The sequence below is a fragment of the Curtobacterium sp. LFS084 genome (assembly GCF_047977705.1).
GTDB lineage: Bacteria > Actinomycetota > Actinomycetes > Actinomycetales > Microbacteriaceae > Curtobacterium.
This window is the reverse complement of sequence record NZ_JBFPFM010000005.1, coordinates 61041-85805: the sequence shown is the minus strand read 5'-3', so window position 1 is coordinate 85805 and position 24765 is coordinate 61041. Positions and strand designations below refer to the sequence as shown.

Genomic DNA, 24765 nt, shown 5'->3' with positions numbered 1-24765 from the left:
CGCTCAGTGCGCGCGGCCCCGCAGCCGGCCGATGCCGAGGACGACGGCGACGACGACCAGGCCGAGCAGGAGTCCGACCACCGCCGACGCCGCGGTGTCCACGATCCACGTGACGACCGGCCCGGCCGCCTCGATGCCGTGCTCGATCGTGTGCAGCAGGTCGTACGGCGCGTGCCAGGACGTCTCCGCGAGGTTCGCGATCACGAGGTGCCCGCCCACCCAGAGCATCGCGACCGTGCCGACCACGCCGATCACGCGGAACACCGTCGGCATCGCCCGCACGATCCGCGCGCCGGCCCGGCGGGTCCGGCGGACCGAGTGCTTCATCATCTGCAGACCGATGTCGTCGATCTTCACGAGCAGGGCCACCGCGCCGTAGACGGCCCCGGTCATGACGAGCCCGATGACGATGAGCGCGCCGAGCGTCGGCCAGAGCCCGAGGTCCGGGTCGAGCCCGGCGAGGGCGATGAGCATGATCTCGGTGCTGAGGATGAGGTCCGTGCGGATCGCCCCGAAGACGAGCTTGGGTTCCGCGACGGTCTCGTCCGACCCGGCTTCGTGGTGGGCGCCGAACCACTCGGTGACCTTCTCGGCCCCCTCGAAGCACAGGTAGGTGCCACCGAGCAGCAGCAGCCACGGGAGCACCCCCGGGGCGAACGCCGTGAGCAGCAGGGCCAGCGGGATGATGATGACGAACTTGTTGAAGAGGCTGCCGAGTGCGATCCGTCCCACGACCGGCAGTTCGCGGGCGGGGGACAGCCCCTGCACGTACTGCGGCGTCACGGCGGCGTCGTCGATCACGACACCAGCGGTCTTGGCGCTGGCCTTGAGGGCCGCGGAGAGCACGTCGTCGACGATGGCGAGCAGACCGACTGACATGCGCTCAGACTAGGGCCTCGGCGCGTCCCGTCGGCGCAGGGTCTGCGAGGGCGACTCCCCGGAGTACCCCGAGAACCGCCCGAGGTGGTCGACCCCCGCGATCGACTGATTCCCGTGCGCGGACCGCGGCGGTCGTGGACGGGGCCAGGAGACGCGGTGCGGGCCTCGCCGACCCGGTTGCGGAGCCGACCCGGTTGCGGAGCCGACGCGGTTGCGGGGCCGAGGCGACCTCAGTCGAGACAGAACTCGTTGCCCTCGACGTCCTGCATGACGATGCACGACTCGTTGACCTCGTCGGCGAGCATGCGACGGAACTGCGTGGCGCCGAGCGCGACGAGTCGGTCGCTCTCAGCGTCGAGGGCGGCGAGCCGGTCGGCGCCGACGAGGCCGGTGCCGACCCGGACGTCGAGGTGCACGCGGTTCTTCACCGTCTTGCCCTCCGGCACGCGCTGGAAGAACAGTCGCGGGCCGACGCCGGTCGGGTCCACGCACGCGAACGCCGAGCCGCGGTGCTCCGGGGGCAGTGCGCTGTCGAAGGCGTCCCACGAGTCGAAGCCGGTCGGCGGTGGCGGCACCACGTACCCGAGGACCTCGCACCAGAAGCGCGCCACGCGCTCGGGATCTGCGCAGTCGAACGTCACCTGCACCTGCCGCACCGTCGCCGTCATGGCGCCACTGTACGTCCCGGGCGCCACCACGCGCCGGGCGGCCACCGCCGTCGGGAGGTGCGCCGCGCCTCCTGGGTCAGAGGGTGGAACCCTCGAGCCGCACCCGGTCGCCGCGGTAGCGGTCGAAGACGGTCTGGACCGGTACGCCGTCGAGGTCGTGGTAGGTGACCTCGCGCACGATGAGGGGCGCTCCCACCTCGGTGCCGAGCATCTTCGCCGTGTGCGCGTCGGCGGCCTCGCTGCCGATGGTGACGAGCACCTCGCCGCGCGACGCGTCGAAGAAGTCGCGGAGCACCGTCGTCATGTTGATCGGCCCGGACAGACTCTCGGGGGAGTGCGTGTAGCGCACGGAGAAGTAGGCGGCGCGGAGCCCGATCACGTCGTCGTCGGTGACGAGCAGGTTCTCGATCATCCGGACGTGGTCCTCGTCGATGCGGAGCCGTTCGCGCACGAGCGGGAAGCTCGGCACGATCCGGTCCTCGAAGCGTTCGACGTAGACGTGCTCGCTGTCGGCGTCGATGTCGGTGAGCGGAACGACCACCCCGCGGTGCGTGACCTTCGTCCCGACTCGTGGCCGACGCTCCAGGAACCCGGTGTCCCGGAGCTGCGCGAGCGCGGCGCGGACGGACCCGCGACTGGTGTCGAACAGGGTGACGAGGTCCTCTTCGGCGAGGGGAGCGTCGGGTGCGATGTGCCCCTCGCGGATCGACGCGGTGATGAGGTCGCGGACCCGTCTCGCCGAGATCTGTCGGCCGCGTGAGGACCCGCCCTTCGCGCGCGGGTGGTCGGACAGCGCGTCGCTCATCGTGACTCCGATCGTCGCAGGATCTTACCGCCACGATGCGGCTCGGGTGCAGTGAGTATACGACGCTCGTCGCGCAGGGCAACGGGTACCTCCGAACCGCGCGAACGGCGTGAACGGACAGGTGATCGGCCTCTCAACTGGGCTTTCCTCTCGGCTCTGGTCGCTTAATGATCCAGTTACACCCGGAGCGGTCGTCGGAAACGAACGATCGCGAGCATTGCTGACCACCACCCGATGCGACGGAAGGCCGGCACATGACCGTGAGAGAGCCCGACATCGTCGACGATGCGACCCGTGCGGAGGCCGAGCGTCTCGCCGCCCTCGACACCTCGTTGACGACGAGGCGACGAAGCGTCCGGGAGCGCCTCTGGTTCCTGCGCCCGGCCGGACTGACCGTCGCCAACGTCCTGGTGTTCGTCCTCGTCTCGTTCTTCCTCGTGCAGCTCATCCCCGGTGACCCGGTGGTGTCGGCCACCGGCGGACGCCTGTCCGGCGCCGAGCTCGAGCAGGCGCGGGAGTCCTACGGGCTGACCGGCTCGTGGATCCAGCAGCTCGGCACCTACCTGACGCAGCTCGCCCACCTCGACTTCGGCACGTCGATCGCCACCGGCCGACCGGTCGCGCAGGACCTCGCGACCCGGGTCCCGGCGACGCTCGAGCTCGTGTTCTGGGGTCTGCTCCTCGCCTCGGCGGTGTCGCTCGTGACCGCGCACTTCATCGTCACGCACCGCCGCAACCGCTTCGCGAAGCTGCTCACCGCCTACGCCCGGTCGGCGGGCGCGCTCCCCGAGTACGTCATCGGCATCGCGTTCCTCTTCGTCTTCTACGCCGAGCTGCACTGGGCCCCGGCGCCGAGCGGTCGCCTCGACCCGCTGCTCATCGCGCCGCCCACCGTCACGAACTTCCCGATGGTGGACGCGCTCATCGCCGGGGACCCGGCAGCCTTCGCGTCGTACGCGCAGCACCTGGTGCTGCCCGTCGTCGTGATGGTCGTCGCGCACTCGCCGCTGCTCATCAAGATGCTCATCGTCAACCTGGACCAGGCGATCGACGACCCCGCCACCCGGTTCCGCGTGGCGTCCGGAGCGTCCCGACGGACGGTCCTCGCGAGCATCTACCGCCGGGCGCTCCCGTCGGCGGTCGCCACGCTCGGCATGCTGTTCGGCCTGTTCCTCGGCGGCGCGGTCGTCCTCGAGTCGCTCTTCGGTCTCGGCGGACTCGGGCAGTACGCCGTGGACGCGGTGAACGCCTCCGACGTCTTCGCGCTGCGGTCGTTCCTCCTCGTCACGGCGGCGATGTGCCTCGTCATCTACCTCGTCACGGACATCGTCACGATGCTCCTCGACTCGAGGCGGCGCGTCGGCGTCGCTGGGAAGGACGCCTGATGGCGCTCGACACCCCCACCGCGCTGCCCGAGCCGGCGACCACCGGAGCGGGGAGCACCCGCGGGGCGCAGGACGGTCGCGTCGGTCGACCGGCCGGGCGCACCGGCTTCGTCCTGCGGCTCGTCCCCTTCGCCGTGCTCGTCGTGCTCGCGGTCGTCGGGCCGTACCTGGTGAACCACCCGGCCACGTCGGTGGTCGGCGGACAGTCGGAGGCCCCGTCGGGGGAGTTCTGGTTCGGCACGGACGCGAACGGCCTCGACGTCTACTCCCGGGTGATGACCGCGTTCCGCCTCGACATCGTGATCGCGATCTGCATCACGGTCATCGCCACCGTCGTCGCCATCGTGATCGGGCTCGTCTCGGGCATGTACCAGGGCGACCGCACCGTGCTCGGGTTCGTGGCGCGACTGCTGGGCCGCGCCGTCGACCTCGTGCAGTCGATCCCCGTGATGATCGCCGGACTCGTGATCGTGTCGTTCTTCGGACGCAACGCCGTGGTGATCACGCTCGCCCTCGCGATCGTCCTCATCCCGTTCCAAGCGCGGCTGATGCGCACCGAGGTCCTCCGCATGCGGTCGGACGGCTACGTCGACGCCGCCCGGATGTCCGGCGAGTCCGAACTGCGCCTGCTCCTGCGCCACGTGCTGCCGAACTCCGCCCGGACGACGATCGAGAACACCTCGACGATCTTCGGGATGGCGATCATCTTCTGCGCCGCCCTCGGCTTCCTCGGCGTCGGCATCCCGACACCGACCGCGGAGTGGGGCACCATGCTCGCCGCCGGTGCCCCGGACGCCGCGGTGGGGCGGTGGTGGCCGGTGCTCTTCCCGGCAGCCGCCCTCGGCCTCTCCGTCTGGTCCGCCTCGGTCCTGGTCGCGGCCTTCGTCGGCCGGTCGCGGGTCTGACGGCGACCACCCGCCCCACGCGCCCCCCTCCTCTCCACCCACCCCGTCCCTCCCGTCCCATCCCCTTCCCCAGGAGACCCCTGCCCATGCTGAACATGAAACGCACCATCGCCGCCGCCGCGATCGCGGTCGTCGGCGCCCTCGGTCTCGCGGCCTGCAGTGCCGGCGGGAACGCCGCCTCCAGCGCCTTCGTCATCGTCACCGCGGCCCAGCCGCAGAGCTTCTCGTACGAGACCAGCGCCACGGGGTACGAGGCCGCCGAGTTCTTCAAGAACACCGGCGCCTCGCTCATCCGCAACGAGTACGTCGACGGCACCGGCGGTCAGGCCGAGCACGAGGACTACAACAAGTTCGCCCCGGTCCTCGCGAAGAGCTACGACGTCTCGGACGACGGCCGCACCTACACGTTCCACCTCGACACGGACGCGAAGTCGACGGCCGGCAACGCACTCACCGCCGACGACGTGATCTGGAGCATCCAGCGCAAGTTCGCCGTCGAGACGAGCATCGTGCCCTTCATCAGCGCCCCGTTCATCACGAAGCCGGACCAGTTCGCGAAGGTCGACGACGAGACCGTCACCCTCACGCTCGACAAGGCGAGCTACGGCTACACGGCGCTGTCCCTGCTCGCGAACGTCGGCTACAACATCTACGACGCGAAGGTGCTCAAGGAGCACACCACCTCGAGCGACCCCTGGGCCGTGAAGTGGTCGGGTACCCACCCCAACTTCGGCTTCGGTGCGTACAAGGTGGACACCTACACGCCCGGTGAGCAGACGATCTACACCGCGAACGCCGGGTACGCCGAGGGCAAGCCGAAGATCGCCCGGATCGTGCAGCGGGTGGTCGCGGACGCCGGGCAGCGCGCCAACCTGGTGAAGTCCGGCGACGCGCAGATCGCCGCCCAGCTCCGTCCGGCCGACCAGGTCGAGCTCAAGGACGCCGACGCCGCGCAGGTGTTCGACGTGCCGACGAACGCGTACGTGTACATGCCCCTCCTCACCACGAAGAGCACGTTCAAGGACGTCGCCGTCCGCCGCGCACTCGCCGCGGCGATCCCCTACGACAAGATCAACGAGAACGTCTACCACGGTCGGGCCGACTCCATCTCGAGCATCCTCTCCGACGCCGACCCGGGCTTCGACGGCAGTGGGCTCACGGCCAACGAGACCGACACGGCCGAGGCGAAGAAGATCCTGTCGGACGCCGGGTACACCGAGCCGGTGAAGTTCACCCTCACCGTGAACAACTCCGTCCCGGACCTGCAGGAGACCGCCGTCCAGATCCAGACCGCGGTGAAGGACGCCGGCTTCGACATGACCATCGACACGGTCAACTCGTCGACCTTCCAGGCCGGACTCGCCGCGAAGACGTTCGAGGCATCCCTCGGTCGCGACTACGCGGTCGTGCAGTCGCCGCCCTACGTCCTGTCGCTCTTCTACACGCCGGGCTCCGCCATCAACTGGCCGGACTTCGACAACGCCGATCTCAACGAGGCCATCGCGGACGGCAACGCCGCGGGCGACCCGACCGGGGCCGACGCGGGCAAGTACTGGAACGCCGCGCAGAAGGTCCTGCAGGACCAGATGCCGACGATCTACATCAACTACGTGCAGCCGCTCAACGCCTTCGCGAAGGGCGTCGACGGGTACGTGTTCCGCTCCGACAACGTCATCGACTACTCGCAGCTGCGGCTCGCCTCGAGCTGAGCGAGGACAGGGAGACACCATGAACGACCAGTCGGCCCCGGTCCTGAAGGTCACGGACCTCAACGTCACCTACGGCACGAACCACGCCGTCCGCCACGCCGACCTCGTGGTCCGGCGCGGGGAACGCGTCGCCGTCGTGGGGGAGTCGGGCTCCGGCAAGACGAGCCTCGGCAATGCCATCGCCGGGTTCCTCGACGCCGGGACCACCGAGGTCGAGACCCTCGAACTCGACGGCAGCTCGATCGAGCGGACCGGGCCGGGCGGTCGGATCCCGGTCCGGACCCCCGGGCTGTCGATGATCTTCCAGGACGCGATGTCGTCCCTCGACCCGGTGTGGACGATCGGCAGCCAGCTGGTCGCCGTGCTCCGGGCCACCGAGCGGGTGTCGAAGCGACGCGCCACCGCCGATGCCCTCGAACGGCTCCGTGCCGTGGGCATCACCGACCCCGAGCGCGTCATGGGCGCGAAGCCGCACGAACTCTCCGGAGGCATGCGGCAGCGCGTGATGATGGCCATCGCACTCGCCTCGAAACCCGCACTCCTCATCGCCGACGAACCCACGAGCGCGCTCGACGCATCGCTCGCCGTCGGTGCGATGCAGCTCATGGTCGACCTCGCCGAGCAGGAGGGGACGGCGGTGCTCGTGATCACGCACGACATCGAGCTCTGCCGGCGCTTCACCGACTTCGTCGTCGTCATGTACCAGGGCGAGATCGTGGAACAGCTGCCGTCCTCGCGACTCGACGAGGCGACCCACCCGTACACCCGTGGACTGCTGGAGTGCGTGCCGACCCTGGCGTCCGCACGGCTCGACGAACTGCCGACGCTCGAGTCGGTCCGCGCCCGACTGGAAGGAACGGCGGCATGACCGGCATCCGCATCGAGGCCACCGGGGTCGCCCGGCGCTACGGCCGCAAGACCGCCGTCCGGGACGTCTCGTTCGTCCTCGGCGCGAGCCAGCGCGTCGGCATCGTGGGGGAGTCCGGCTCGGGCAAGTCCACGATGGCGAAGATCGTCACCGGACTCGAGCGGGCCTCCGCCGGCACGATCTCGGTGGACGACCGGGACCTCCGCTCGATCATGTCGACGCGTGCCGGTCGGCTCGAGTACCGACGACGGGTGCAGCTCGTCGCCCAGGACACCACCTCGACGTTCGACCCTCGACACCGCATCCGCGAGTCACTCCGGACGCCGGCGCAGATCCTCGGCGGGCACGACGCCGCCGGTGCGGACGCCGCGATCGGCGAGATCACCACGGAGCTCGGCATCGACCCGAGCTGGGTCGACCGGTACCCGTCCGAACTCTCCGGCGGCCAGCGGCAGCGCATGTCGATCGCCCGGGCGCTGGTCGTCCGACCCGACCTGCTCGTGTGCGACGAGGCCGTCTCGGCACTCGACGTCTCGGTGCAGGGCGTCGTCCTCAACCTGCTCAAGCGCTACTCGGACGACCACGGCGCCGGCCTGATGTTCGTGTCGCACGGGCTGCCGGCGACCGCGTTCATCACGGGCGAGCTCGTCGTCATGAACCAGGGCGAGGTGGTCGAGTCCGGCCGCACGCTCGAAGTCCTCGAACACCCCAAGCACCCGTACACGCAGAAGCTCGTCGACGCCCACCTGGCCGTCGAGGAGCCCGTGGCGTAGTCCCTCCCGGACTCGCCCGCCCTCCCAACGAAAGGCTCCACATGTTCCACCTCGGATGGTTCCTCGGCAACGGCTTCGGCATCCAGGCCTGGTCCGACACGAACGGCGACGGTCCCTGGACCGGCACGAACGTGACCGACTGGATGAAGCCCGACATCTACATCGACCTCGCGAAGAACCTCGAGCGCGGCGGCTTCGACTACATCCTCATCGAGGACACCGCGATGGTCGAGGACTCGTACCGCGGCACCGCCGACACCTCGCTGCGGCGCGGGTTCATGGCGCCGAAGAACGACCCCATGCCGCTCGTCCCGCTCATGACGCAGGCCACGAAGCACATCGGCATCGTCCCGACCTTCTCGACGATCCAGTACCCGCCGTACCTCGCCGCACGCCTCGGCACGACGCTCGACCACCTCACCGAGGGGCGCATCGGCATGAACGTCGTGACGAGCGTCACCGACCGGGTCGCCCAGAACTACGGCTACGAGCAGCACCTCGACCACGACGAGCGCTACCGGATGGCGATCGAGTGGGCCGACGTCGTCAAGGCCCTGCAGGGGTCCTGGGAACCGGGGGCCGTGGTCGCCGACCCGGTCGCAGGCATCTACGCCGACCACACGAAGGTGCACCCGATCGACCACCGCGGCGAGTTCTTCCGCTCGCGCGGGCCGCTCAACACGATCCCGGGGCCGCAGGGCGTCGTCCCGATCTGCTCGGCCGGAGGGTCGGAGATGGGACGGCAGCTCGCCGCGCTCCACGACGACACGATGATCGCCCTGTCGAAGACGCCCGAGAGCGCGAAGGCGTACCGCGACGACATGCGCGCCCGGGTCGCCGCCGCCGGCCGGAACCCGGACGACGTGAAGTTCCTGTTCATCGTCACGCCGACCATCGCCGCCACCGACGCCGAGGCGCAGGCCGCATCGGAGGCCGCCCGGCTCGCGATGTCGTCGGACAAGGCGATCGAGTACAACCTCTGGAACATGTCGTACACGTCCGGTGGTCGCATCGACTTCGGCGCGATCGACCCGGACACCCGGGTCGAGGACATCGACATCTCGAAGCAGAACGGCGAGTACACGTCGATCGAGAAGCTCTTCGAGGGGCAGCAGGGCCGCACGCTGCGCGAGGTCGTCGCCTCGTCGCACCAGGTGAACGACCTCGGGTTCGTCGGCTCGCCGGACACCGTCGCGGCGAAGATGGGCGAGTTCATGGAGCACGTTGGCGGCGACGGCTTCCTCGTCTACATGCCGACGACCCGCCTCAACATGGCGATGGTGGCCGACGGCCTCTCCCCGGCCCTGCGCCGCCGGGGGCTCATCCGCGACGAGTACACCGGCACGACGCTCCGCGAGAACCTGCGGGCGTTCTGATGCCGGGCGCCCCGGCGCTGTTCGAGGCGATCGAGCTGCGCGGCACCCGGTTCCGCAACCGGCTCTGGGTGCCCGCGCTGACGATGTTCACGGTGGAGGCGCGGGACGGCATGCCGACCCCGTTCCACCACGTGCACCTCGGCGGGCTCGCGCTCGGCGGCGCCGGGGCGATCGTGGCGGAGTGCACCGCTGTCACCCCGGAGGGCCGGGTCACGCCGTACGACCTCGGGCTCTGGGACGACGCGCAGCGCGACGCCTGGCGCCCCACCACCGCGTTCGTCCGCGACCAGGGCGTCCGCATCGGCATCCAGCTGAGCCACGGCGGTCGCAAGTCGTCCACCGGGCGGAGCTGGGACCGGGTCCGCGGCACCGTGCCCGTGGCGGACGGCGGATGGCCCGTCGTGGGACCGTCCACCGTGCCGTACACCGGGTACGCCGCTCCACGGGAACTCAGCACCGACGAGGTCCGCGAGATCCACCGGGCGTTCGTCGCGGCCGGCTTCCGGGCGCGCGACGCGGGGTTCGAGTTCGTCGAGCTGCACGCCGCGCACGGGTTCCTGCTGCACCAGTTCCTCTCCCCGCTCGCCAACACGCGCGACGACGAGTACGGCGGCTCGCTCCACGGACGGGCCCGCCTCCTGCTCGACGTCGTCCGCGACCTGCGCGCCGCCCTCGGCGACGGGTTCCCGATCCTGGTGCGCTTCTCGGCGACCGACTGGGTCCCCGGGGGCTGGACCGAGCAGGACACGGCGACCACGGCCTCCTGGGCGGTGGCGGCCGGAGCGGACCTGTTCGACGTGTCCACCGGCGGGATGGTCCCGGACGCCGAGATCCCGGTGTTCCCGGGCTACCAGGTCGGGCACGCGGAACGGCTGCGGGCCGCCACCGGTGCGCCGGTCGGCGCGGTGGGGCTGGTCACCACCGCCGACCAGGCCGAGGCGGTCGTCGCCGAGGGCCGGGCTGATGTCGTGTTCGTCGGCCGCGAGTTCCTGCGCGACCCGCGCTTCGGACTCCGCGCCGCCGCCGAGCTCGGCGCCTCCATCGACTACCACCCGCTGCCGTACCACCGGGCGCAGCACCGTCCGGCACCACACCACCTCCCACGGAAGGCACACCCATGTTCCACCTCGGTTGGTTCCTCGGCTACGGCTTCGGCGTCTACGGCTGGAACGGGCAGTGGTCCGGCAACGTCCGCCACGACGTCGCCAACCCGCAGCTCTTCGTCGACGCCGCCACCTCGCTCGAGCGGGCCGGGTTCGACTTCATGATGCTCGAGGACTCGTCCGTCCTCCCCGACGTGTTCGGCTCCTCGTTCGAGCACGCGCTGCGCTCCGCGATCGTGCGGCACGACCCCATGCCGCTGGTCCCGCTGCTCGCCGCCGCGACGAAGCACCTCGGCATCATCGCGACCGCCGCGACGCCCTTCTACCCGCCGTTCCTCGCAGCCCGGCTGATGTCCACGCTCGACCACCTGACGCACGGCCGTGTCGGCATCAACCTCGTCACGGCCTCACCCCACGCGGCCGCGCAGAACTACGGCTACGACCAGCACTTCGAGCACGACGAGCGGTACGCGATGGCCGACGAGTGGATCGACGCGGTCCGGGCGCTCTGGGACACGTGGGACGCCGACGCCCTCGTGCTCGACGAGGCGACCGGCGTCTTCGCCGACCACACGAAGGTGCGGTACGCCGACTTCGCGGGGAAGTACTACCGCACCCGTGGGCCGCTCAACACGGTCGCCAGCCCCCAGGGACACCCGGTGGTCTGCCAGGCCGGCGGCTCCCCGGCTGGCCGCGACCTCGGCGCGCGCAACGCCGACACGCTCATCGCCTCGGCACCGGGCGTCGACGCCATGCGCGAGTACGTGGACGACATGCACCGACGGATGGTCGGGTTCGGCCGCGAGGAGACGGACGCGAAGATCCTGTTCCTCGTCGAGCCCGTGCTCGCCGACACCGACGACGAGGCCGAGGCGAAGCAGGCCCGCCAGCTCGCCGCCACCCGGGAGAACATCGACGCGCAGCTGGCGAACCTGTCCTACACGTCCGGGTTCGACTTCGCGCAGTTCGACCTCGACGAACCGCTGCCGGCGGACCTCAAGGGCACGAGCAACGGACACCAGAGCGTCATCGAGGCGTTCCTGGCGAAGGCCGACGGCAAGACGCTCCGCGAGGCCCTCCCCGCGCAGCGCGACACCACGGGATCGGTTCGGCTCGTCGGCAGCCCCGAGACGGTCGCGGACCAGATGGAGGAAGCGATCGCCGCCTCGGGCGCCGACGGCTTCCTGATCGGACTCCCGGTGACCCGGAAGAACCTCACCGAGGTCTGCGACGGACTCGCGCCGGTGCTCCGGCGTCGGGGTCTCATCAGGGACGGCTACGAGCACGAGACGTTCCGCGAGAACCTGCTCGCGTTCTGACACGCGAGTTGCCGGGAGGCGCGGCTCGACTCCGCCCCTGACCTGCGGTTTCCGTGCGGTCGCCACCAGGGCTGCTCGCGCAATGAACGGTAACGGCGCCTTCACGACGGGGTAACCGCCACGGCGTTGGATGAGATCCGAGAGAGAGGAGCGGTCGCCATGATCACCACCGTCGTCGCCGGCAACCCCAAGCCCGGCTCGCACACGCTCGAGGCCGCGACGATCGTCGCCGAACGACTGACCGGGTCCGCGCCGGACCACGTCGTCGACGTCATCGCCCTCGGCCCGGGGATCCTCGGCTGGGGCGACCCCGGCGTGCAGGCCGCGGTCGCGACCGTCGCCGCGTCCGACCTCGTCGTGGTCGCCTCGCCCACGTTCAAGGCCACCTACACGGGCGTCCTGAAGCTCTTCCTCGACCAGTTCGCGACGGCCGACGGACTCGCCGGGGTCACCGCCGTCCCGCTCATGCTCGGCGCCGGTCCCGCGCACCACCTGGCCCCCGAGGTGTTCCTCAAGCCCGTGCTCGTCGAGCTCGGCGCCACCGTGCCCGTGCAGGGCCTGTACCTCAACGACAAGCACTACACCGACGAGTCGTCGACCGAGGGCTGGCTCGCCCGCTGGCGGGACGTCGTCCTCGCCACCGCATCCGCACCGACCAAGGAAGGCACCAGCGCATGATCAAGCCCTACACCGCCGAGTCCGCGGACCCGACGCTCCTCCGGCAGGCGTTCTCCGGGTTCCCCTGCGGCGTCGCCGCCCTCTCCGCGATCGTCGACGAGGCCCCGACCGTGCTCGTCGCGTCGTCGTTCACCGTCGGCGTCTCGCAGGACCCACCCCTCGTGATGTTCGCCGTGCAGCACTCGTCGTCCACGTGGCCGGCGCTCGCCGGAGCGGACTCCATCGGCGTCTCGGTGCTCGGCGAACGGCACGAGAACGTCACGCGGCAGCTCGCCTCACGCGACAAGTCCGTGCGCTTCGTCGGTGTCGACACGACGGTGTCCGACACGGGCGCGGTGTTCCTCGAGGGAGCGCCGATCTGGATGGAGTGCTCGGTGGAGCACACGTACCCGGCGGGCGACCACGACATCGTCGTGCTCCGCGTGAACGGCCTGATGTCCGACTTCGCGCACAGCCCCCTGGTCTGGCACCGGTCGTCGTTCGCGAAGCTGAGCGCCTGACCGACGGCGTCCGTATGCTCGCCGCATGGCTGACTTCACCGCTGACCAGGCCGCCGTCGTGCGGATCGAACGTGCCGAGGAAGGCCGCTGGGACCTCACGGTGATCAGCGACTCGGGCGTCCGCATGGGACACGGCGAGTACCTCTTCGACGAGGCGGACGACGACGCGGCGGGGGAGCAGGCAGCGGCCCTCGACTTCGTCCGCGGCTACGGCTTCCGCTTCGAGCCGGACGCCGTGGTCGCGGACGGGCCGGACGCCTACTGGGCACCACTGCTCGCGCTCGACGAGCGGTAGCACTCCGCTCAGAGGCTCGCGACGAGCTCCTCCACCCGCGCACGGATCGCGTCGCGGATCGGACGGACGCGCTCGAGCGGCTGCCCGGCCGGGTCGTCGAGCGCCCAGTCCTCGTACCGCTTCCCGGGGAACACCGGGCAGGCGTCGCCGCAGCCCATCGTGATGACGACGTCGGACTCCCGGACGGTGTCGGTCTCGAGCACGGCGGGCACGGCCGAGGCGATGTCGATGCCCTCCTCCGCCATGGCCGCGACGGCGACGGCGTTGACCTGGTCCGCGGGTTCGCTGCCGGCCGAGAACACCCGGACCCGGTCACCCGCCAGGTGCTGCAGGTACCCGGCGGCCATCTGGGACCGGCCGGCGTTGTGCACGCACACGAACAGGACGGTGGGGAGACCGCTCACGCGAGCGCTCCCGCCTCGAAGCCGATGAGCCACGTGACGCCGAACGCGTCGCGCACCGTGCCGTCCCAGTCGCCCCACGGTCGTTCCTGCAGCGGGTCGATGACGGCGCCGTCCGAGGCGAGGTCGTCGAACCAGCCGCGGAGCACGTCGGGTTCGGCAGCGCCGAGCAACGAGAACAGCAGCCCGGTCGCCGAGAACGCGTCCTCGCCGGCCGGGGCGTCGGCGGCGAAGAGCGTGATGCCGCCGCCGGTGAGCTGCCCGTGCGCGACGGCGTCGGCGGGGCCGTCCTCCCGCGAGAAGTCGGCGAAGGTGGCGATGCGCAACTCGCCGCCGAAGACGTCCTGCCAGCGCCCCAGCGCCTGCAGCGCGGTGCCGTCGAACTGGAAGTAGGGCGAGGGCCCGTTCACGTTCATGCTCGGACCCTACCGCTCGTGCCGTCGTGAGTGGGGCTCGAGAGCCGGCCGATCGACGGACGGGAGGCGCGGGGGGGGGCCCCCCCCGCGCCTCCCGTCCGACACGGGACCGCTCCGTCAGCCGAACAGCCCGAGTGCTTCGTCGACGACGTCCTCGGGGCGACCCGCGCCGTCGGTCGCCCACCAGGTGAGGGCGGCGCTCGCCGCCGCCGCGAGGGCGTGTGCCCGGACCCGGGTCGCGAGGTCGTCGACCGACCCGCCGTCCCGCTCGGCCACGAACCGTTCGATCACGCCCGTGAGGGCGCTGACCGCGGCCTCGCCACCGCGCTCGAGCGAGGGGTTCGCCCGGATCACCCGCAGGCGGTGCCGGGTGACCTCGACGGCGTCGTCCGGGAACGTGGCTCCCACCCGGTACGCGGCGCGGAGGGCGACCCACGCGGACTCCGATGCCGGCCGTGCGGCGAGTGCGTCGGTGAACCGGACCGCGAACTCGTCGAGGCCGCCCCACACGAGCGCGGCCTTGCTCGGGAAGAGCCGGAAGAGGGACCGACGGCTGACCCCGGCGACGGCCGCGACGTCGTCCATCGACACGTCGTCGAACCCCCGCTCGTCGAAGAGCCGCAGGGCCACGAGCGAGACCGCGTCCGGGTCGATGGTCCGAGGACGTCCGGTGGGCCGGTCCGTCGTGGAGGGCATGGATTCCTTTCGGCACTGAGTGCTACAACTGTGGTGGCGCAGCGAGCGCCTCGCAGTGAGGAGACGACATGACCGACACCACCGCCGGACGGTTCACCGGCAGGACCATCATCGTCACCGGGGCGGGTTCCGGCATCGGACGCGCCACGGCGACGCGCATCGCGAACGAGGGCGGGCGGGTGATCGGCACCGACGTCGTCGCCGAGCGGCTCGACGCACTCCGCACCGAACTCGACGGCCTCGATCTCGAGACCGTCGTCGGTGACGTCACCGCACCCGAGACGATCGCCGCGCTCCTCGCAGCCGCCGGGGACCAGGTCGACGGGCTCGCGAACGTCGCCGGCATCATGGACGCGTTCCTCCCGCCGAGCGAGGTCGACGACGCCACCTGGGACCGCGTGTTCAGCGTGAACGTGACCGGGCCGATGCGCCTGACCCGCGCGGTCCTGCCGCTGATGATCGCCGCCGGACGCGGCGTCGTCGTGAACGTGGCGTCCGAGGCGGCGCTCCGGGCGTCGGCCGCGGGTGCTGCGTACACGGCGTCGAAGCACGCGATCGCCGGGTTCACGAAGAGCGTCGCCTTCTTCCACGGACCGCAGGGCATCCGTGCCAACGCCGTCGCGCCCGGTGCGGTCGCGACGAACATCGAGGCACCGATGCGCAGCGAGTACGCGGCCGGGCGGGTGGGCCCGATCATGCAGACGACGATCCCGCCGGTGGCGCAGCCCGAGCAGCTCGCGGCGGCGATCACGTGGCTGCTCAGCGACGACTCGGCCAACGTGAACGGTGCGGTGCTGCCGAGCGACGGCGGGTGGTCGGTGGTCTGAGCGGCCGCCTACACTGCCGACATGACCGAGGTCCCCGACGCCCGCTCCGACTGGGGCCGGTTCGCCCCCGACTCCGTCGAGCGGCGGATGCTCGACGACACCGGGACCGCACTCGGGCTCGTCCTCCGTCCCCGCACCGTCGTGCTCGACCGTGCCCGGGTCGAGGTCGAGGGCATCGACGCCGACGACCGCGTCGTCGTCCAGCTCGTCGCGAACCAGGGTGCCTACAAGCCCGCTTGGCGCAACAAGGTGATGGCCGACCTGTTCAAGCTGCTCTGGCTGCGGCAGTCCGTCCCCGGGGTCGAGCGGGCCGTCCTCGTCGTCGCCGAGCCGGCTGCACGGGCGCTCGCCGGGTGGGTCTCGGTGGCCGCCGAGGACCTCGGCGTCGAGGTGCTCGTCTGGGACGGGCACGCGGCGGCACCGGCGCGGCGTTGACACCGCGCGACCGTTCACACGTTCGCAACACATGTGGCCCGACTCCGTAACACGAGCGTCCTAGCCTCGTCACCAGCAGCGGATTTCCGCGTCGCAGACGAACCCGAGCTCGCGACGCACGCTCTCCGCCATACGAGATCGAGCCTGCGTGCTCGCCGACGGTATGGAGGAACGGATGACCACAGCAGCGGTCCGGGTGGACGCGGTGCGCAAGGTGTACGGCGGTGGCCCGAGCGCCATGGTCGCCCTCGACGACGTCGACCTGACGATCGAACCCGGCAGGTTCGTCTCGCTCATCGGCCCGAGCGGATGCGGCAAGTCGACCCTGCTGCGCCTCGTCGCCGGCCTCGAGCCCGCCGACCGCGGCGCCGTGCAGGTGCACGGCGTCACCCCGGCACAGGCGTGCGCGGCGAAGCTGATCGGCCTGGTGCCCCAGACGCCGGCGCTGCTGCCCTGGCTCACCGTGCTGCAGAACGTCTCCCTCGCCGGTCGGGTCAACCCCGGTGCCGGGCGTCGGCGCGCCGCCATCGAGGACCTCGAGGAGCGCGGAGCCGACGGCGGCCCGGACATGCGGCAGCTGCTCCGGATGGCCGGGCTCGGCGAGGCGATGGACAAGCTGCCCGCACAGCTCTCCGGGGGCATGCAGCAGCGTGCGGCGATCGTCCGGGCCTTCGGCCTGCGCCCCGACGTGCTGCTCATGGACGAGCCCTTCTCAGCCCTCGACGAGTTCACGCGCGAGTCGCTGCAGGACCAGCTGCTCGACCTCTGGGACGAGCTGCGGACGACCGTGCTCTTCGTCACGCACTCGGTCTCCGAGGCGGTCCGGATGTCGGACACGGTGGTCGTCATGGCGCCCCGGCCCGGACGGATCGTCGACGTGATCGACATCGACCTGCCGCGACCGCGGAACCAGCGGTTGTTCGAGGAACGCCGGTTCCACGAGTACGAGGACCTCGTGCGGACGCGCCTGCACAGCGCGTGGCACGCGACGGACGCGGCGTGAGGGAGACGACACGATGACCACCACCAGCACGACCTCCACCGCCTCCGCCACGTCGACCACTGCCGAGTCCGAGGCCGCGCTCGTCCGCCGCCCGCTGCCCGGCTGGATCCGCCCGACCGTCTGGGCGCCCCTCGTCGTCATGCTCGCCGTGCTCGCCGCGCTGTGGCAGATCGGCGCGGTGACGATGCCGTACCTGCTCCCGCCGCTGCCCGCGGTGGGGGAGACCCTCGCCACGCAGCTGCCCTACTACCTGCAGAACGCCGGGATCACCCTCGTCGAGTCGCTCGTCGGCCTCGGCATCGGGTTCGTGGCCGCGTTCGTGCTCGCCGTGCTGACGAGCGAGCTGCCGATCGTCCGTCGCGCCGTCATGCCGATCGCGATCGTCCTCAACGTGACGCCGCTCGTCGCGATCGCCCCGGCCCTCGTGGTGGCGTTCGGGTTCGGTCCGCTGCCGAAGCTCGTGATCACGGCACTCATCTGCTTCTTCCCGATCCTCATCAACACCGCCACCGGGCTGCGGTCCGTCCCGCAGCCCGTGCTGCAGGTGTACCGGACCATCGACGCGTCCCGCATCGAGATGCTCGTGCACCTGCGGATCCCGAACGCCCTGCCGTTCGTGTTCGCCGCGCTCCGGATCGTGTTCCCGCTGTCGATCATCGGCGCAGTCGTCGCCGAGCTGTCGGCCTCGGGGTCGACCGGCGGCCTCGGCACCGTGATCAGCACGGCGTCGTCGATGAACCAGCTCGACGTGGTCTACGCAGCGATCGCGATCCTCGCGGTGATGGGCGTCGCCCTGCTCGGCGTCATCTCGCTCGTCGAGCGACGCGTCCTGCGCTGGCACCGCACCGCGAACGACTGACGGCGACCGCCGACCCGCCCCGCCACCGCACCGCCCGGCCACCGCACGCCGCCCCGCGGCCAGCAGCACCACCTGCCGGCGCGAGCCTGCCCACGCGACGCCGGCCGCGCCTCCAGGACGACCCCAGCCGCCCCCTGACCCGCACCCATCCCGCCCCGCCCCCGCCCCGCCCTGCACCACCCATCCCTTCCCACAGGAGTGACCATGCAGCACCGCACCCGCCCGCACCGCACCCGTCCGCACCGCACCACGGCCGCCCTCGCGGCCCTCGCCGCCACCGCCGCGGTGGCACTCACCCTCACCGGCTGCAGCACCGGCTCGAGCGCCGGCACCGGCTCGTCCGAGGGCAGCGCCATCTCCGCCGAACGGTGCAAGGAGAACAAGGCCGCCGGCCCGATCACCTACCTGTCCGGCTACCAGTACCAGTCCTCGGCGTCGATCCTCGAGTACATCGCCGCGGACCAGCTCGGCTACTTCAAGGACCTCTGCCTCGACGTCACCCTGAAGCCCGGCTCCGGCGACACCGCTCAGAACACCAAGCTCCTGGCGAGCGGCCAGGCGACGGTGTCGGCCGTCGCAGAGCAGGACCTCATCCAGGCCCGGGCGAACGGCATCGACATCACCGGGATCTCGTCGTACTCGAACGCGGGCCTCGACATCCTGATGACGAACAAGGACATCACGAAGCTCCCGCAGCTCGACGGCAAGGTCGTCGGCCACAAGGGCTACGTCCCCGCGTCCGTCCGGGCGATGATGGAGAAGGCCGGGGTGGAGTGGGATTCGCTCACCCTCGTGAAGGAGGGCTACGACCCCTCGGTCCTGCCGCGCAAGCAGAACGGTCTCGAGGCCCTCACCGGCTTCGTGTCGAACGAGCCGAACCTGCTCAAGGCCGCCGGTGACGACGTCACCGTGTGGCAGCCCGTCGACTACGGCATCCCCTCGTCGATCGGCGCCATGGCCGTGAACCCCGCGTTCGCGAAGGCCCACCCGACCGCCGTCGAGGACGTCCTGCGCGCAGCCCTGCACGCGTACGACTTCTGCTCGTCGAGCACGGCGAAGACGAAGCAGTGCGTCGGGTACGCCGCGAAGCTCTCCGGCGCGACCTACGACGAGGCGCAGAACGCGAAGATCTGGACGACCGAGACGAAGGTCATCGCGGACAACCCGACGCCGGGCCAGCCGCTCGGGGGCATCGACCCGGAGAACGTGTCGAAGCTCGTCGACATGCTGCACCAGTTCGACATCGTGAAGAGCTCGGTGACCGCGGACGACGCGAAGCGCTGGTTCACGAACGAGTACATCGACGCGATCACGAAGGACGGCGAGACCGTCTGGCCCGCACCGTGACCCGGGCGGGTCGCGCGGACGCGCGACCCACCCGGCACGACGTGACACGCACCGAGCAACGACCAGAGAGGCGGCGCACCATGCCCGCGAAGGAGTACGGGATCTTCCTCCCGATCGGCAACGGCGGGTGGATGCTCTCCACCACGGCACCCCACCCCGAGGCGACCTACGCCTGGAACAAGCGCGCAGCCCTGCACGCCGAGGCGATCGGTCTCGACTTCGTCATGTCGATGGCGAAGTGGCGCGGCTTCGGCGGGAGCACCGACCACTGGGGGCGCTCCCTCGAGTCGATGACGATGATGGCCGGGATCGCCGAGGCGACCGAGCGCGTGAAGGTCTGGGCGACCATGCACGCGAACGTCCACAACCCGGCGGTCGCGGCGAAGATGTACACGACGCTGCAGGACCTCTCCGGGGGCCGGGCGGGCATGAACATCGTCAACGGGGCCTACGCGGCGGAGTTCGAGCAGTTCGGGATCTGGGACGCGGCCCTCAGCCACGCCGACCGCTACCGGATGACCGAGCTCTGGACCGAGGCGGTCACCCGCCTCTGGACCGAGGACAGCGTCACGATGCACACGCCCTACTTCGACCTCGACGCCTGCGAGTCCCGCCCCCATCCGGCCAGCAGACCGACGATCATCAGTGCTGGCAAGTCCGAGGCGGCTCGGGCGTTCCAGGCGAAGTACGCCGACGGTGCGTTCCTCGCCGCGGACAGCCTCGACGAGATGCGCGACCTGTCCCGCGACGTCCACGACCGCGCCGCCGCCGAGGGACGGCAGTGCCGGACCTACTCGATGCTCACCGTGGTGCAGGACGACACCGACGCCGCCGCCCAGCGGAAGGTGCGCGAATGGGGCGCCGGCGTCGACCGCGAGGCGCTGGCCTCGATGCGGGCGTCGTGGGGCGTCCCCGCCGAGCAGGCCCGTGCGTGGGCGGACGGCGCCGCGGGCGAGGACGCGTTCCAGACCGCGTACGTCGCCGGTTCCGCCGAGACCGTCACGGAGCACATCGAGTACATCGTCGACCGGGGTGAGCTCGACGGCCTCATGCTGATCTTCCCCGAGTACGACCAGGACATGGTGCGCTTCGGCGAGACCGTCCTGCCCGCACTCCGCGAGCACGACGCGGCGGTCGTCCGGTGACCGGCGGGACCGGCGGGCTCGACCCGAGGCTCGCCCTGCTGTCGGACGGAGCGTCCGGCCCGGCGGCTGGCCGCTCACCGGCGCTGGTCGTCGTCGACGTGCAGCGCGACTTCGGTGAACCCGCTCGCATCGCCGGGTACGGCCTCGACGAACGAGCCTCCGCCGCCGTCGGGGCTGCGATCACCCGGATCGGCGAGCTCGTCGAGGCAGCACGGGCGGCGGGCGTCCCCGTCGTCTGGGTGGAGCTCGGCAGCGACCCGTCCGTCCCCTGGCACAGCAGCACGTGGTTGCGTGGTGGTCCGCTCGACGGGCCGATGCCGGAGGACGAGCCCTGCCGGATCGGCACCGCCGGCGCCGAGTGGTACCGCACGGCGCCGGCACCCGGCGAGACCCGCGTCGTCAAGCGCGGCTACAGCGGGTTCCTCGGCACCGACCTGGAGGCGCGGCTCACCACCGCGGGGATCGGCTGGCTGACGGTCGTGGGACTCACGTCCGAGTGCTGCGTCTTCGCGACGGCGCAGGACGCGATGCAGCTCGGCTGGCCCGTCGTGGTGCCGTCGGACGCCACCGCCGCCTACGACATCGACGTGCACGACGCCGCGCTCACGATGATCGAGCTCAACGTCGGTGTCGTCACGGACGCTGCCGAGACCACCGCGCTGTGGCAGGCATGGGCAGCGGCGAAGGTGGGTGCCCCGTGAGCGGCATGCACATCGCCTACGACCTGTCGTTCACCCACACCGAGGGGCGCTGGGCCGCGCCGGGCAGCTGGGTCGGCCAGGACTTCCCCGACGTCCGGATGTACATGGAGGTCGCACGGACCGCCGAGCGCGCCGGCGTCGACATGCTCTTCTTCGGCGACGGTTCCGGCGTCCCGAGCACCTGGCGCGGCAGCATCGACCCCGCGGTCGAGTGGGGGATCCAGTGGCCTCGACAGGACATGTCGCCGGTCATCGCGGCGATGTCGACGGTGACCGAGCACATCGGGTTCGGGCTGACCTACTCGTCGACGTTCACGCACCCGTTCGCCACCGCCAGGCTGCTGAACTCGCTCGACCACGTCACCGGGGGCCGGATGGCGTTCAACGTCGTCGCCTCGTCGCGGGGCGCGGACGCCGCGAACTACGGCTCCGACCACCTGGTCGACCACGACCTCCGGTACGAGCGGATGGAGGAGTTCATCGGCGTCTGCCGCGCGCTCTGGGACTCCGTCGCGCCGGACGCGATCGTCCGTGACCGGGCGACCGGCCGGTTCGCCGACCCGTCGAAGGTGCACCCCATCGACCACGACGGCCGGTTCTTCAAGGTGCGCGGGCCGCTCGCCAGCGTCCCGAGTCCGCAGCGTCACCCGGTCGTCGTGCAGGCCGGCAACTCACCGCGGGGCATCGCCGCGAGCGCGTCGTTCGCCGACCTCGTGTTCGGGTTCGGGGCGAGCGTCGCCGGGCAGCTGCGCCACCGGAACGCCCTCGACGCCGCACTCGAGGACGCCGGCCGGGACCCCGCCGGGGTCGGGATCCTCTGGGCGACCCAGGTGATCGTCGGCGCGACGCTCGCGGAGGCCCAGGCCCGACGGGACTCGCTCCTGTCGTTCTGGAACCGCGAGGCGGTCGGCACGTTCATCTCGCACAACGCCGGGTACGACTTCTCGACGCTGCCCGCGTCCTTCCGGCTCGGGGACCTGCGCGACGAGATCGTCGCCGCCCAGGCGAGCCCGGCCGGTCTCGTCGGCAGCCTGGTCGCCGAGTTCGGTGAGGCCCACACGATGGACCGCGACGACTTCTTCGAGCACGGGTGGCGCGCCGCGACCGGCCTCGACCACATGCTCGTCGGCGACGCCGCGGGGGTGGCCGACGCGCTCCAGGAGAACTTCGCCGCCACCGGTGGGCGGGGCGGCTACATGCTGTCCAGCCCGCTCGGGATGCCGTCCGGGTTCGCCGACCTCAGCGAACTGCTGGTGCCGGAGCTCCGCTGCCGAGGCGCCCTCGCGCCGCGGTACCCGGGGGCCACGCTCCGCGAGAACCTGGCGGTGTGAGGTGACCCCCGCCCGTCGGTGGCTCGCGCTCGGCGGGCTCTGCCTCGGCTTCTTCATGCTGCTGCTCGACAGCACGATCGTGTCCGTCGCCCTGCCCGACCTCGGGCGCGACCTCGGTGCCGGCGCGTCGACGTCGGTGTGGGTGAACAGCGCCTACCTCTTCGCGTTCGCGGTCCCGCTGCTCGTCGCCGGGCGGCTCGGGGACCGGTTCGGGCACCGGCGCGTGTACCTCGTCGGGCTCGCGGTCTTCACGATCGCCTCGGTCGGGTGCGCGGTGGCGCCCGGGATCGGTGCCCTCGTCGCCTGGCGTGCGGTGCAGGGCCTCGGCGCCGCGCTCCTCACCCCGCAGTGCCTGACCGTGATCCGGTCGCTCTTCGACCCGCCGCGACTCGCCGTCGCGCTCGCCGTCTGGAGCGCCGGCGGCGGGGCGGCGACGGTCGCCGGGCCGATCGTGGGTGGGCTGCTCGTCGAGGCCTGGGGCTGGCCGTCGGTGTTCCTCGTGAACGTGCCCGTCGGGATCGTGACCGCGATCGCGGTCCTCCGCTTCGTCCCGGTGTCCCGGCGCACCGCAGTACCACTGCCCCTGTTCGCCGTCGTCGGCGTGACCGTGGGGGTCCTCGGCGTGGTCGTCGGCGTGCAGGGCACGGACGCCGGGCTGCTCGCCGACCCGCTCACCCGTGGCGGTGCCATCCTGCTCGGCGCGGCGGTGGTGGCGGCCGTCCTGGTCGGGCAACGACGTGCGGGCGACCGTGCCCTCGTGCCGCTCGCCCTCTTCCGCGACCGCGGGTTCGTCACCGGGTCGTGGGGCGCCACGGCCGCGTCGTTCTGCGTCGGGTCCGCTCCGATCCCGCTCATGCTCGACCTGCAGCAGACCCGCGGGCTGAGTGCCGGAGCGGCGGCGCTCGTGCTCGTGCCGATGGGGATCGCGTGCCTGGCGTCGGCGCCGATCGTCGGCCGCACGACCAACACCGCCGGCCCCCGGGCGACCGCGACGGTCGGCGCCGTCCTGCTCGTCGTGTCGGTGGCACTGACCGCGGTGCTCGTCGGTGCAGCGGCACCACTCTGGACGATCGCCGCGGCCTTCACCGGGTTCGGGATCGCGAACGCGTTCGTCTGGTCGCCGTTCTCCCTCGCCGCGGTCCTCGGAGCGGGCCCCGCGACGGTCGGGGCGGCCTCGAGCGTCTTCAACACCGTGAAGCAGCTCGGTGCCGTGCTCGGCAGCACCGCTACCGCCGTGATGCTCGCCACGGCGGGTGACGCGGTCGCGCTCGGTGCGCTCGCGCTCGTGGCCTGCGGCGCCGTGGTCGCCGCGCGTGCGCTGTCCGGCCGTCCGGGGGCCCCGGTCGTGCTCACCGGCGAGATCGTCCACGGCGCCGGGGTCGGGCACGACCTGGGGTTCCCCACCGCGAACCTCCGGCCCGAGCGTGGCGCTGCTGCTGCTGTCCCCGTCGACGGGGTCTACGTCGGGTGGCTCGCTGCTCCCGTCGGCGCTCCGGCACGGCATGCGCTCGTGTCGATCGGCAGCAACAGCACCTTCCCCGACCGACCGCGCACGGTCGAGATCCACGTGCTCGACTTCGACGGCGACCTGTACGGCTCGGTCGTTGAGCTCACCGTCGGACGACGCATCCGACGCCAGCGCACGTTCCGCGGGCCGGACGCGCTCGTCGCCGCGATGCGGTCCGACGAACGCCGTGCGCGCGCCGTGCTCGCTCGTTCCTGACCGTTCGTTCCCCGAGGAGGACCCATCGTGCACGACCGCTTCATCGAGGACCCGCTGGACATCCGCGAGGCCATCGCCGAGGTGCCCTCCGTCGTGGCCGCGATCGCCGCGTGCGTCGACGGGGTGCCCGTGGTCATGGTGGCGACGTCCTTCACGGTCGGTGTCTCCCACGACCCGCCGCTCGCCACGATCGCCGTGCAGCACTCGTCGACGACGTGGCCGGATCTCGCCGCAGCGCCGACGCTCGGCATCTCGGTGCTCGGCGACGGGCACGGGCCGCACACGGTGCAGTTGGCGTCGCGGGACCGTGCCCGTCGTCTGCGCGGCCTCGAGTACGCCACCGCGGACTCCGGCGCGGTCCTCCTCGACGGTGCGCACTCGTGGTTCGAGTGCTCGGTCGAGGGGGTCCACCGTGCGGGCGACCACGACATCGTCGTGCTCCGCATCCTGCGAGTCGCGCGGGATGCTGCACGGTCGGCGCTCGTCTGGCACCGGCCAGCGCGTTCGAGGGGAACAGTTGAGCTGCGACCGTAGCGAGGGGCGCCTCGTGCGCCCCGTGTCACACGAACGGGGAGCAGAGGTCGTGCGCACTCCTGCCCTACGGTAGGCGGGCCGGAT

The 24765-nt window shown here is 71.4% G+C and carries 26 protein-coding genes and 1 pseudogene; 21 read left to right on the top strand and 6 right to left on the bottom strand.

Annotated elements, in window-relative coordinates; genetic code table 11:
* Positions 1–3: 3 nt before the first annotated feature.
* The 3 genes from ACNQOV_RS05210 to ACNQOV_RS05200 form a co-directional block, all read right to left on the bottom strand.
* Positions 4–879 carry a DUF808 domain-containing protein gene (locus ACNQOV_RS05210; RefSeq protein WP_416393654.1) on the bottom strand — a complete coding sequence of 292 codons (876 nt, stop codon included), beginning with the start codon at positions 877–879 and terminating at the stop codon, positions 4–6.
* Positions 880–1109: 230 nt separating this feature from the next.
* The gene (locus ACNQOV_RS05205; protein ID WP_416393653.1) at positions 1110–1547 is read right to left on the bottom strand and encodes a VOC family protein; all 438 of its coding nucleotides are present in this window, start codon (positions 1545–1547) and stop codon (positions 1110–1112) included.
* Between the two features lie 76 nt (positions 1548–1623).
* Entirely contained in the window at positions 1624–2352 is a 729-nt protein-coding gene (locus ACNQOV_RS05200; RefSeq protein ID WP_416393652.1) for a GntR family transcriptional regulator, read from the bottom strand.
* A 254-nt stretch (positions 2353–2606) separates the two neighbouring features.
* On the opposite strand from ACNQOV_RS05200, the gene ACNQOV_RS05195 reads away from it, so the two are divergent.
* The 11 genes and pseudogenes from ACNQOV_RS05195 to ACNQOV_RS05145 all read left to right on the top strand — a co-directional run bounded on the left by ACNQOV_RS05195 (position 2607) and on the right by ACNQOV_RS05145 (position 13263).
* Positions 2607–3737 (top strand): ABC transporter permease, encoded by a 1131-nt coding sequence (locus ACNQOV_RS05195; RefSeq protein WP_416393651.1) that lies wholly within the window; start codon positions 2607–2609, stop codon positions 3735–3737.
* On the top strand, positions 3737–4642 hold the full coding sequence (locus ACNQOV_RS05190; RefSeq protein ID WP_416393650.1) for an ABC transporter permease: 906 nt from the start codon (positions 3737–3739) through the stop codon (positions 4640–4642). Before ACNQOV_RS05195 ends, ACNQOV_RS05190 begins: the two co-directional genes overlap by 1 nt.
* A 95-nt stretch (positions 4643–4737) precedes the next feature.
* The gene (locus tag ACNQOV_RS05185; RefSeq protein ID WP_416393649.1) at positions 4738–6351 is read left to right on the top strand and encodes an ABC transporter substrate-binding protein; all 1614 of its coding nucleotides are present in this window, start codon (positions 4738–4740) and stop codon (positions 6349–6351) included.
* Between the two features lie 19 nt (positions 6352–6370).
* Entirely contained in the window at positions 6371–7219 is an 849-nt protein-coding gene (locus ACNQOV_RS05180) for an ABC transporter ATP-binding protein (protein ID WP_022907947.1), read from the top strand.
* Positions 7216–7992: an ABC transporter ATP-binding protein gene (locus ACNQOV_RS05175; protein WP_416393648.1), complete on the top strand. Its 777-nt coding sequence runs from the start codon at positions 7216–7218 to the stop codon at positions 7990–7992. Before ACNQOV_RS05180 ends, ACNQOV_RS05175 begins: the two co-directional genes overlap by 4 nt.
* A gap of 41 nt (positions 7993–8033) precedes the next feature.
* Entirely contained in the window at positions 8034–9368 is a 1335-nt protein-coding gene (locus ACNQOV_RS05170; protein ID WP_416393646.1) for an NtaA/DmoA family FMN-dependent monooxygenase, read from the top strand.
* Positions 9368–10636, top strand: a complete 1269-nt coding sequence (locus tag ACNQOV_RS05165) for an NADH:flavin oxidoreductase/NADH oxidase (RefSeq protein ID WP_416393645.1) — start codon at positions 9368–9370, stop codon at positions 10634–10636. The genes ACNQOV_RS05170 and ACNQOV_RS05165 overlap by 1 nt, the downstream gene beginning before the upstream one ends.
* Positions 10615–11790, top strand: a pseudogene (locus ACNQOV_RS05160) (NtaA/DmoA family FMN-dependent monooxygenase); the annotation flags it as partial. The gene ACNQOV_RS05165 and the pseudogene ACNQOV_RS05160, both read left to right, overlap by 22 nt.
* A 159-nt stretch (positions 11791–11949) precedes the next feature.
* On the top strand, positions 11950–12468 hold the full coding sequence (locus ACNQOV_RS05155) for an NADPH-dependent FMN reductase (RefSeq protein WP_022907952.1): 519 nt from the start codon (positions 11950–11952) through the stop codon (positions 12466–12468).
* Entirely contained in the window at positions 12465–12968 is a 504-nt protein-coding gene (locus ACNQOV_RS05150; RefSeq protein ID WP_416393644.1) for a flavin reductase family protein, read from the top strand. The genes ACNQOV_RS05155 and ACNQOV_RS05150 overlap by 4 nt, the downstream gene beginning before the upstream one ends.
* Before the next feature lie 25 nt (positions 12969–12993).
* Entirely contained in the window at positions 12994–13263 is a 270-nt protein-coding gene (locus tag ACNQOV_RS05145; protein WP_022907953.1) for a hypothetical protein, read from the top strand.
* 8 nt (positions 13264–13271) lie between these two features.
* Here the strand turns inward: ACNQOV_RS05145 and ACNQOV_RS05140 are convergent, their stop codons facing one another.
* The 3 genes from ACNQOV_RS05140 to ACNQOV_RS05130 all read right to left on the bottom strand — a co-directional run bounded on the left by ACNQOV_RS05140 (position 13272) and on the right by ACNQOV_RS05130 (position 14776).
* Positions 13272–13667, bottom strand: a complete 396-nt coding sequence (locus tag ACNQOV_RS05140) for an arsenate reductase ArsC (RefSeq protein WP_402264879.1) — start codon at positions 13665–13667, stop codon at positions 13272–13274.
* The gene (locus ACNQOV_RS05135; RefSeq protein WP_416393643.1) at positions 13664–14080 is read right to left on the bottom strand and encodes a VOC family protein; all 417 of its coding nucleotides are present in this window, start codon (positions 14078–14080) and stop codon (positions 13664–13666) included. Before ACNQOV_RS05135 ends, ACNQOV_RS05140 begins: the two co-directional genes overlap by 4 nt.
* A 117-nt stretch (positions 14081–14197) precedes the next feature.
* Positions 14198–14776, bottom strand: a complete 579-nt coding sequence (locus tag ACNQOV_RS05130; protein ID WP_022907957.1) for a TetR family transcriptional regulator — start codon at positions 14774–14776, stop codon at positions 14198–14200.
* Between the two features lie 68 nt (positions 14777–14844).
* Between ACNQOV_RS05130 and ACNQOV_RS05125 the strand changes: the two genes are divergently transcribed.
* From ACNQOV_RS05125 to ACNQOV_RS05080, 10 genes are all read left to right on the top strand, one after another.
* Entirely contained in the window at positions 14845–15603 is a 759-nt protein-coding gene (locus ACNQOV_RS05125; protein ID WP_416393642.1) for an SDR family NAD(P)-dependent oxidoreductase, read from the top strand.
* A gap of 21 nt (positions 15604–15624) precedes the next feature.
* The gene (locus ACNQOV_RS05120; RefSeq protein ID WP_022907959.1) at positions 15625–16038 is read left to right on the top strand and encodes a hypothetical protein; all 414 of its coding nucleotides are present in this window, start codon (positions 15625–15627) and stop codon (positions 16036–16038) included.
* Positions 16039–16213: 175 nt separating this feature from the next.
* Positions 16214–17041, top strand: coding sequence for an ABC transporter ATP-binding protein (locus ACNQOV_RS05115; protein WP_031262996.1), 828 nt, complete (start codon positions 16214–16216; stop codon positions 17039–17041).
* Positions 17042–17054: 13 nt separating this feature from the next.
* Positions 17055–17900 (top strand): ABC transporter permease, encoded by an 846-nt coding sequence (locus ACNQOV_RS05110; RefSeq protein ID WP_402264867.1) that lies wholly within the window; start codon positions 17055–17057, stop codon positions 17898–17900.
* A 204-nt stretch (positions 17901–18104) separates the two neighbouring features.
* Complete coding sequence (locus ACNQOV_RS05105) at positions 18105–19247, top strand: ABC transporter substrate-binding protein (RefSeq protein ID WP_416393641.1); 1143 nt, start codon at positions 18105–18107, stop codon at positions 19245–19247.
* 80 nt (positions 19248–19327) lie between these two features.
* Complete coding sequence (locus ACNQOV_RS05100) at positions 19328–20392, top strand: LLM class flavin-dependent oxidoreductase (RefSeq protein WP_416393640.1); 1065 nt, start codon at positions 19328–19330, stop codon at positions 20390–20392.
* Positions 20389–21093 carry a cysteine hydrolase family protein gene (locus ACNQOV_RS05095; RefSeq protein WP_416393639.1) on the top strand — a complete coding sequence of 235 codons (705 nt, stop codon included), beginning with the start codon at positions 20389–20391 and terminating at the stop codon, positions 21091–21093. Before ACNQOV_RS05100 ends, ACNQOV_RS05095 begins: the two co-directional genes overlap by 4 nt.
* A 5-nt stretch (positions 21094–21098) precedes the next feature.
* Entirely contained in the window at positions 21099–22424 is a 1326-nt protein-coding gene (locus ACNQOV_RS05090; protein ID WP_416393702.1) for an NtaA/DmoA family FMN-dependent monooxygenase, read from the top strand.
* 1 nt (position 22425) lies between these two features.
* Positions 22426–24147 carry an MFS transporter gene (locus ACNQOV_RS05085; protein WP_416393637.1) on the top strand — a complete coding sequence of 574 codons (1722 nt, stop codon included), beginning with the start codon at positions 22426–22428 and terminating at the stop codon, positions 24145–24147.
* A 27-nt stretch (positions 24148–24174) separates the two neighbouring features.
* Positions 24175–24681: a flavin reductase family protein gene (locus ACNQOV_RS05080; protein WP_416393636.1), complete on the top strand. Its 507-nt coding sequence runs from the start codon at positions 24175–24177 to the stop codon at positions 24679–24681.
* Positions 24682–24765: the final 84 nt, after the last annotated feature.

What these genes read in the sequence shown, in the direction of transcription:
- ACNQOV_RS05105 (WP_416393641.1), top strand. Translation starts at nt 18,105, where the DNA reads ATGCAGCACCGCACCCGCCCGCACCGCACCCGTCCGCACCGCACCACG.
- ACNQOV_RS05195 (WP_416393651.1), top strand. Translation starts at nt 2,607, where the DNA reads ATGACCGTGAGAGAGCCCGACATCGTCGACGATGCGACCCGTGCGGAG.
- ACNQOV_RS05175 (WP_416393648.1), top strand. Translation starts at nt 7,216, where the DNA reads ATGACCGGCATCCGCATCGAGGCCACCGGGGTCGCCCGGCGCTACGGC.
- ACNQOV_RS05170 (WP_416393646.1), top strand. Translation starts at nt 8,034, where the DNA reads ATGTTCCACCTCGGATGGTTCCTCGGCAACGGCTTCGGCATCCAGGCC.
- ACNQOV_RS05130 (WP_022907957.1), bottom strand. Translation starts at nt 14,776, where the DNA reads ATGCCCTCCACGACGGACCGGCCCACCGGACGTCCTCGGACCATCGAC.
- ACNQOV_RS05210 (WP_416393654.1), bottom strand. Translation starts at nt 879, where the DNA reads ATGTCAGTCGGTCTGCTCGCCATCGTCGACGACGTGCTCTCCGCGGCC.
- ACNQOV_RS05120 (WP_022907959.1), top strand. Translation starts at nt 15,625, where the DNA reads ATGACCGAGGTCCCCGACGCCCGCTCCGACTGGGGCCGGTTCGCCCCC.
- ACNQOV_RS05125 (WP_416393642.1), top strand. Translation starts at nt 14,845, where the DNA reads ATGACCGACACCACCGCCGGACGGTTCACCGGCAGGACCATCATCGTC.
- ACNQOV_RS05100 (WP_416393640.1), top strand. Translation starts at nt 19,328, where the DNA reads ATGCCCGCGAAGGAGTACGGGATCTTCCTCCCGATCGGCAACGGCGGG.
- ACNQOV_RS05200 (WP_416393652.1), bottom strand. Translation starts at nt 2,352, where the DNA reads ATGAGCGACGCGCTGTCCGACCACCCGCGCGCGAAGGGCGGGTCCTCA.
- ACNQOV_RS05145 (WP_022907953.1), top strand. Translation starts at nt 12,994, where the DNA reads ATGGCTGACTTCACCGCTGACCAGGCCGCCGTCGTGCGGATCGAACGT.
- ACNQOV_RS05180 (WP_022907947.1), top strand. Translation starts at nt 6,371, where the DNA reads ATGAACGACCAGTCGGCCCCGGTCCTGAAGGTCACGGACCTCAACGTC.
- ACNQOV_RS05115 (WP_031262996.1), top strand. Translation starts at nt 16,214, where the DNA reads ATGACCACAGCAGCGGTCCGGGTGGACGCGGTGCGCAAGGTGTACGGC.
- ACNQOV_RS05165 (WP_416393645.1), top strand. Translation starts at nt 9,368, where the DNA reads ATGCCGGGCGCCCCGGCGCTGTTCGAGGCGATCGAGCTGCGCGGCACC.
- ACNQOV_RS05090 (WP_416393702.1), top strand. Translation starts at nt 21,099, where the DNA reads ATGCACATCGCCTACGACCTGTCGTTCACCCACACCGAGGGGCGCTGG.
- ACNQOV_RS05205 (WP_416393653.1), bottom strand. Translation starts at nt 1,547, where the DNA reads ATGACGGCGACGGTGCGGCAGGTGCAGGTGACGTTCGACTGCGCAGAT.
- ACNQOV_RS05185 (WP_416393649.1), top strand. Translation starts at nt 4,738, where the DNA reads ATGAAACGCACCATCGCCGCCGCCGCGATCGCGGTCGTCGGCGCCCTC.
- ACNQOV_RS05190 (WP_416393650.1), top strand. Translation starts at nt 3,737, where the DNA reads ATGGCGCTCGACACCCCCACCGCGCTGCCCGAGCCGGCGACCACCGGA.
- ACNQOV_RS05150 (WP_416393644.1), top strand. Translation starts at nt 12,465, where the DNA reads ATGATCAAGCCCTACACCGCCGAGTCCGCGGACCCGACGCTCCTCCGG.
- ACNQOV_RS05135 (WP_416393643.1), bottom strand. Translation starts at nt 14,080, where the DNA reads ATGAACGTGAACGGGCCCTCGCCCTACTTCCAGTTCGACGGCACCGCG.
- ACNQOV_RS05155 (WP_022907952.1), top strand. Translation starts at nt 11,950, where the DNA reads ATGATCACCACCGTCGTCGCCGGCAACCCCAAGCCCGGCTCGCACACG.
- ACNQOV_RS05110 (WP_402264867.1), top strand. Translation starts at nt 17,055, where the DNA reads ATGACCACCACCAGCACGACCTCCACCGCCTCCGCCACGTCGACCACT.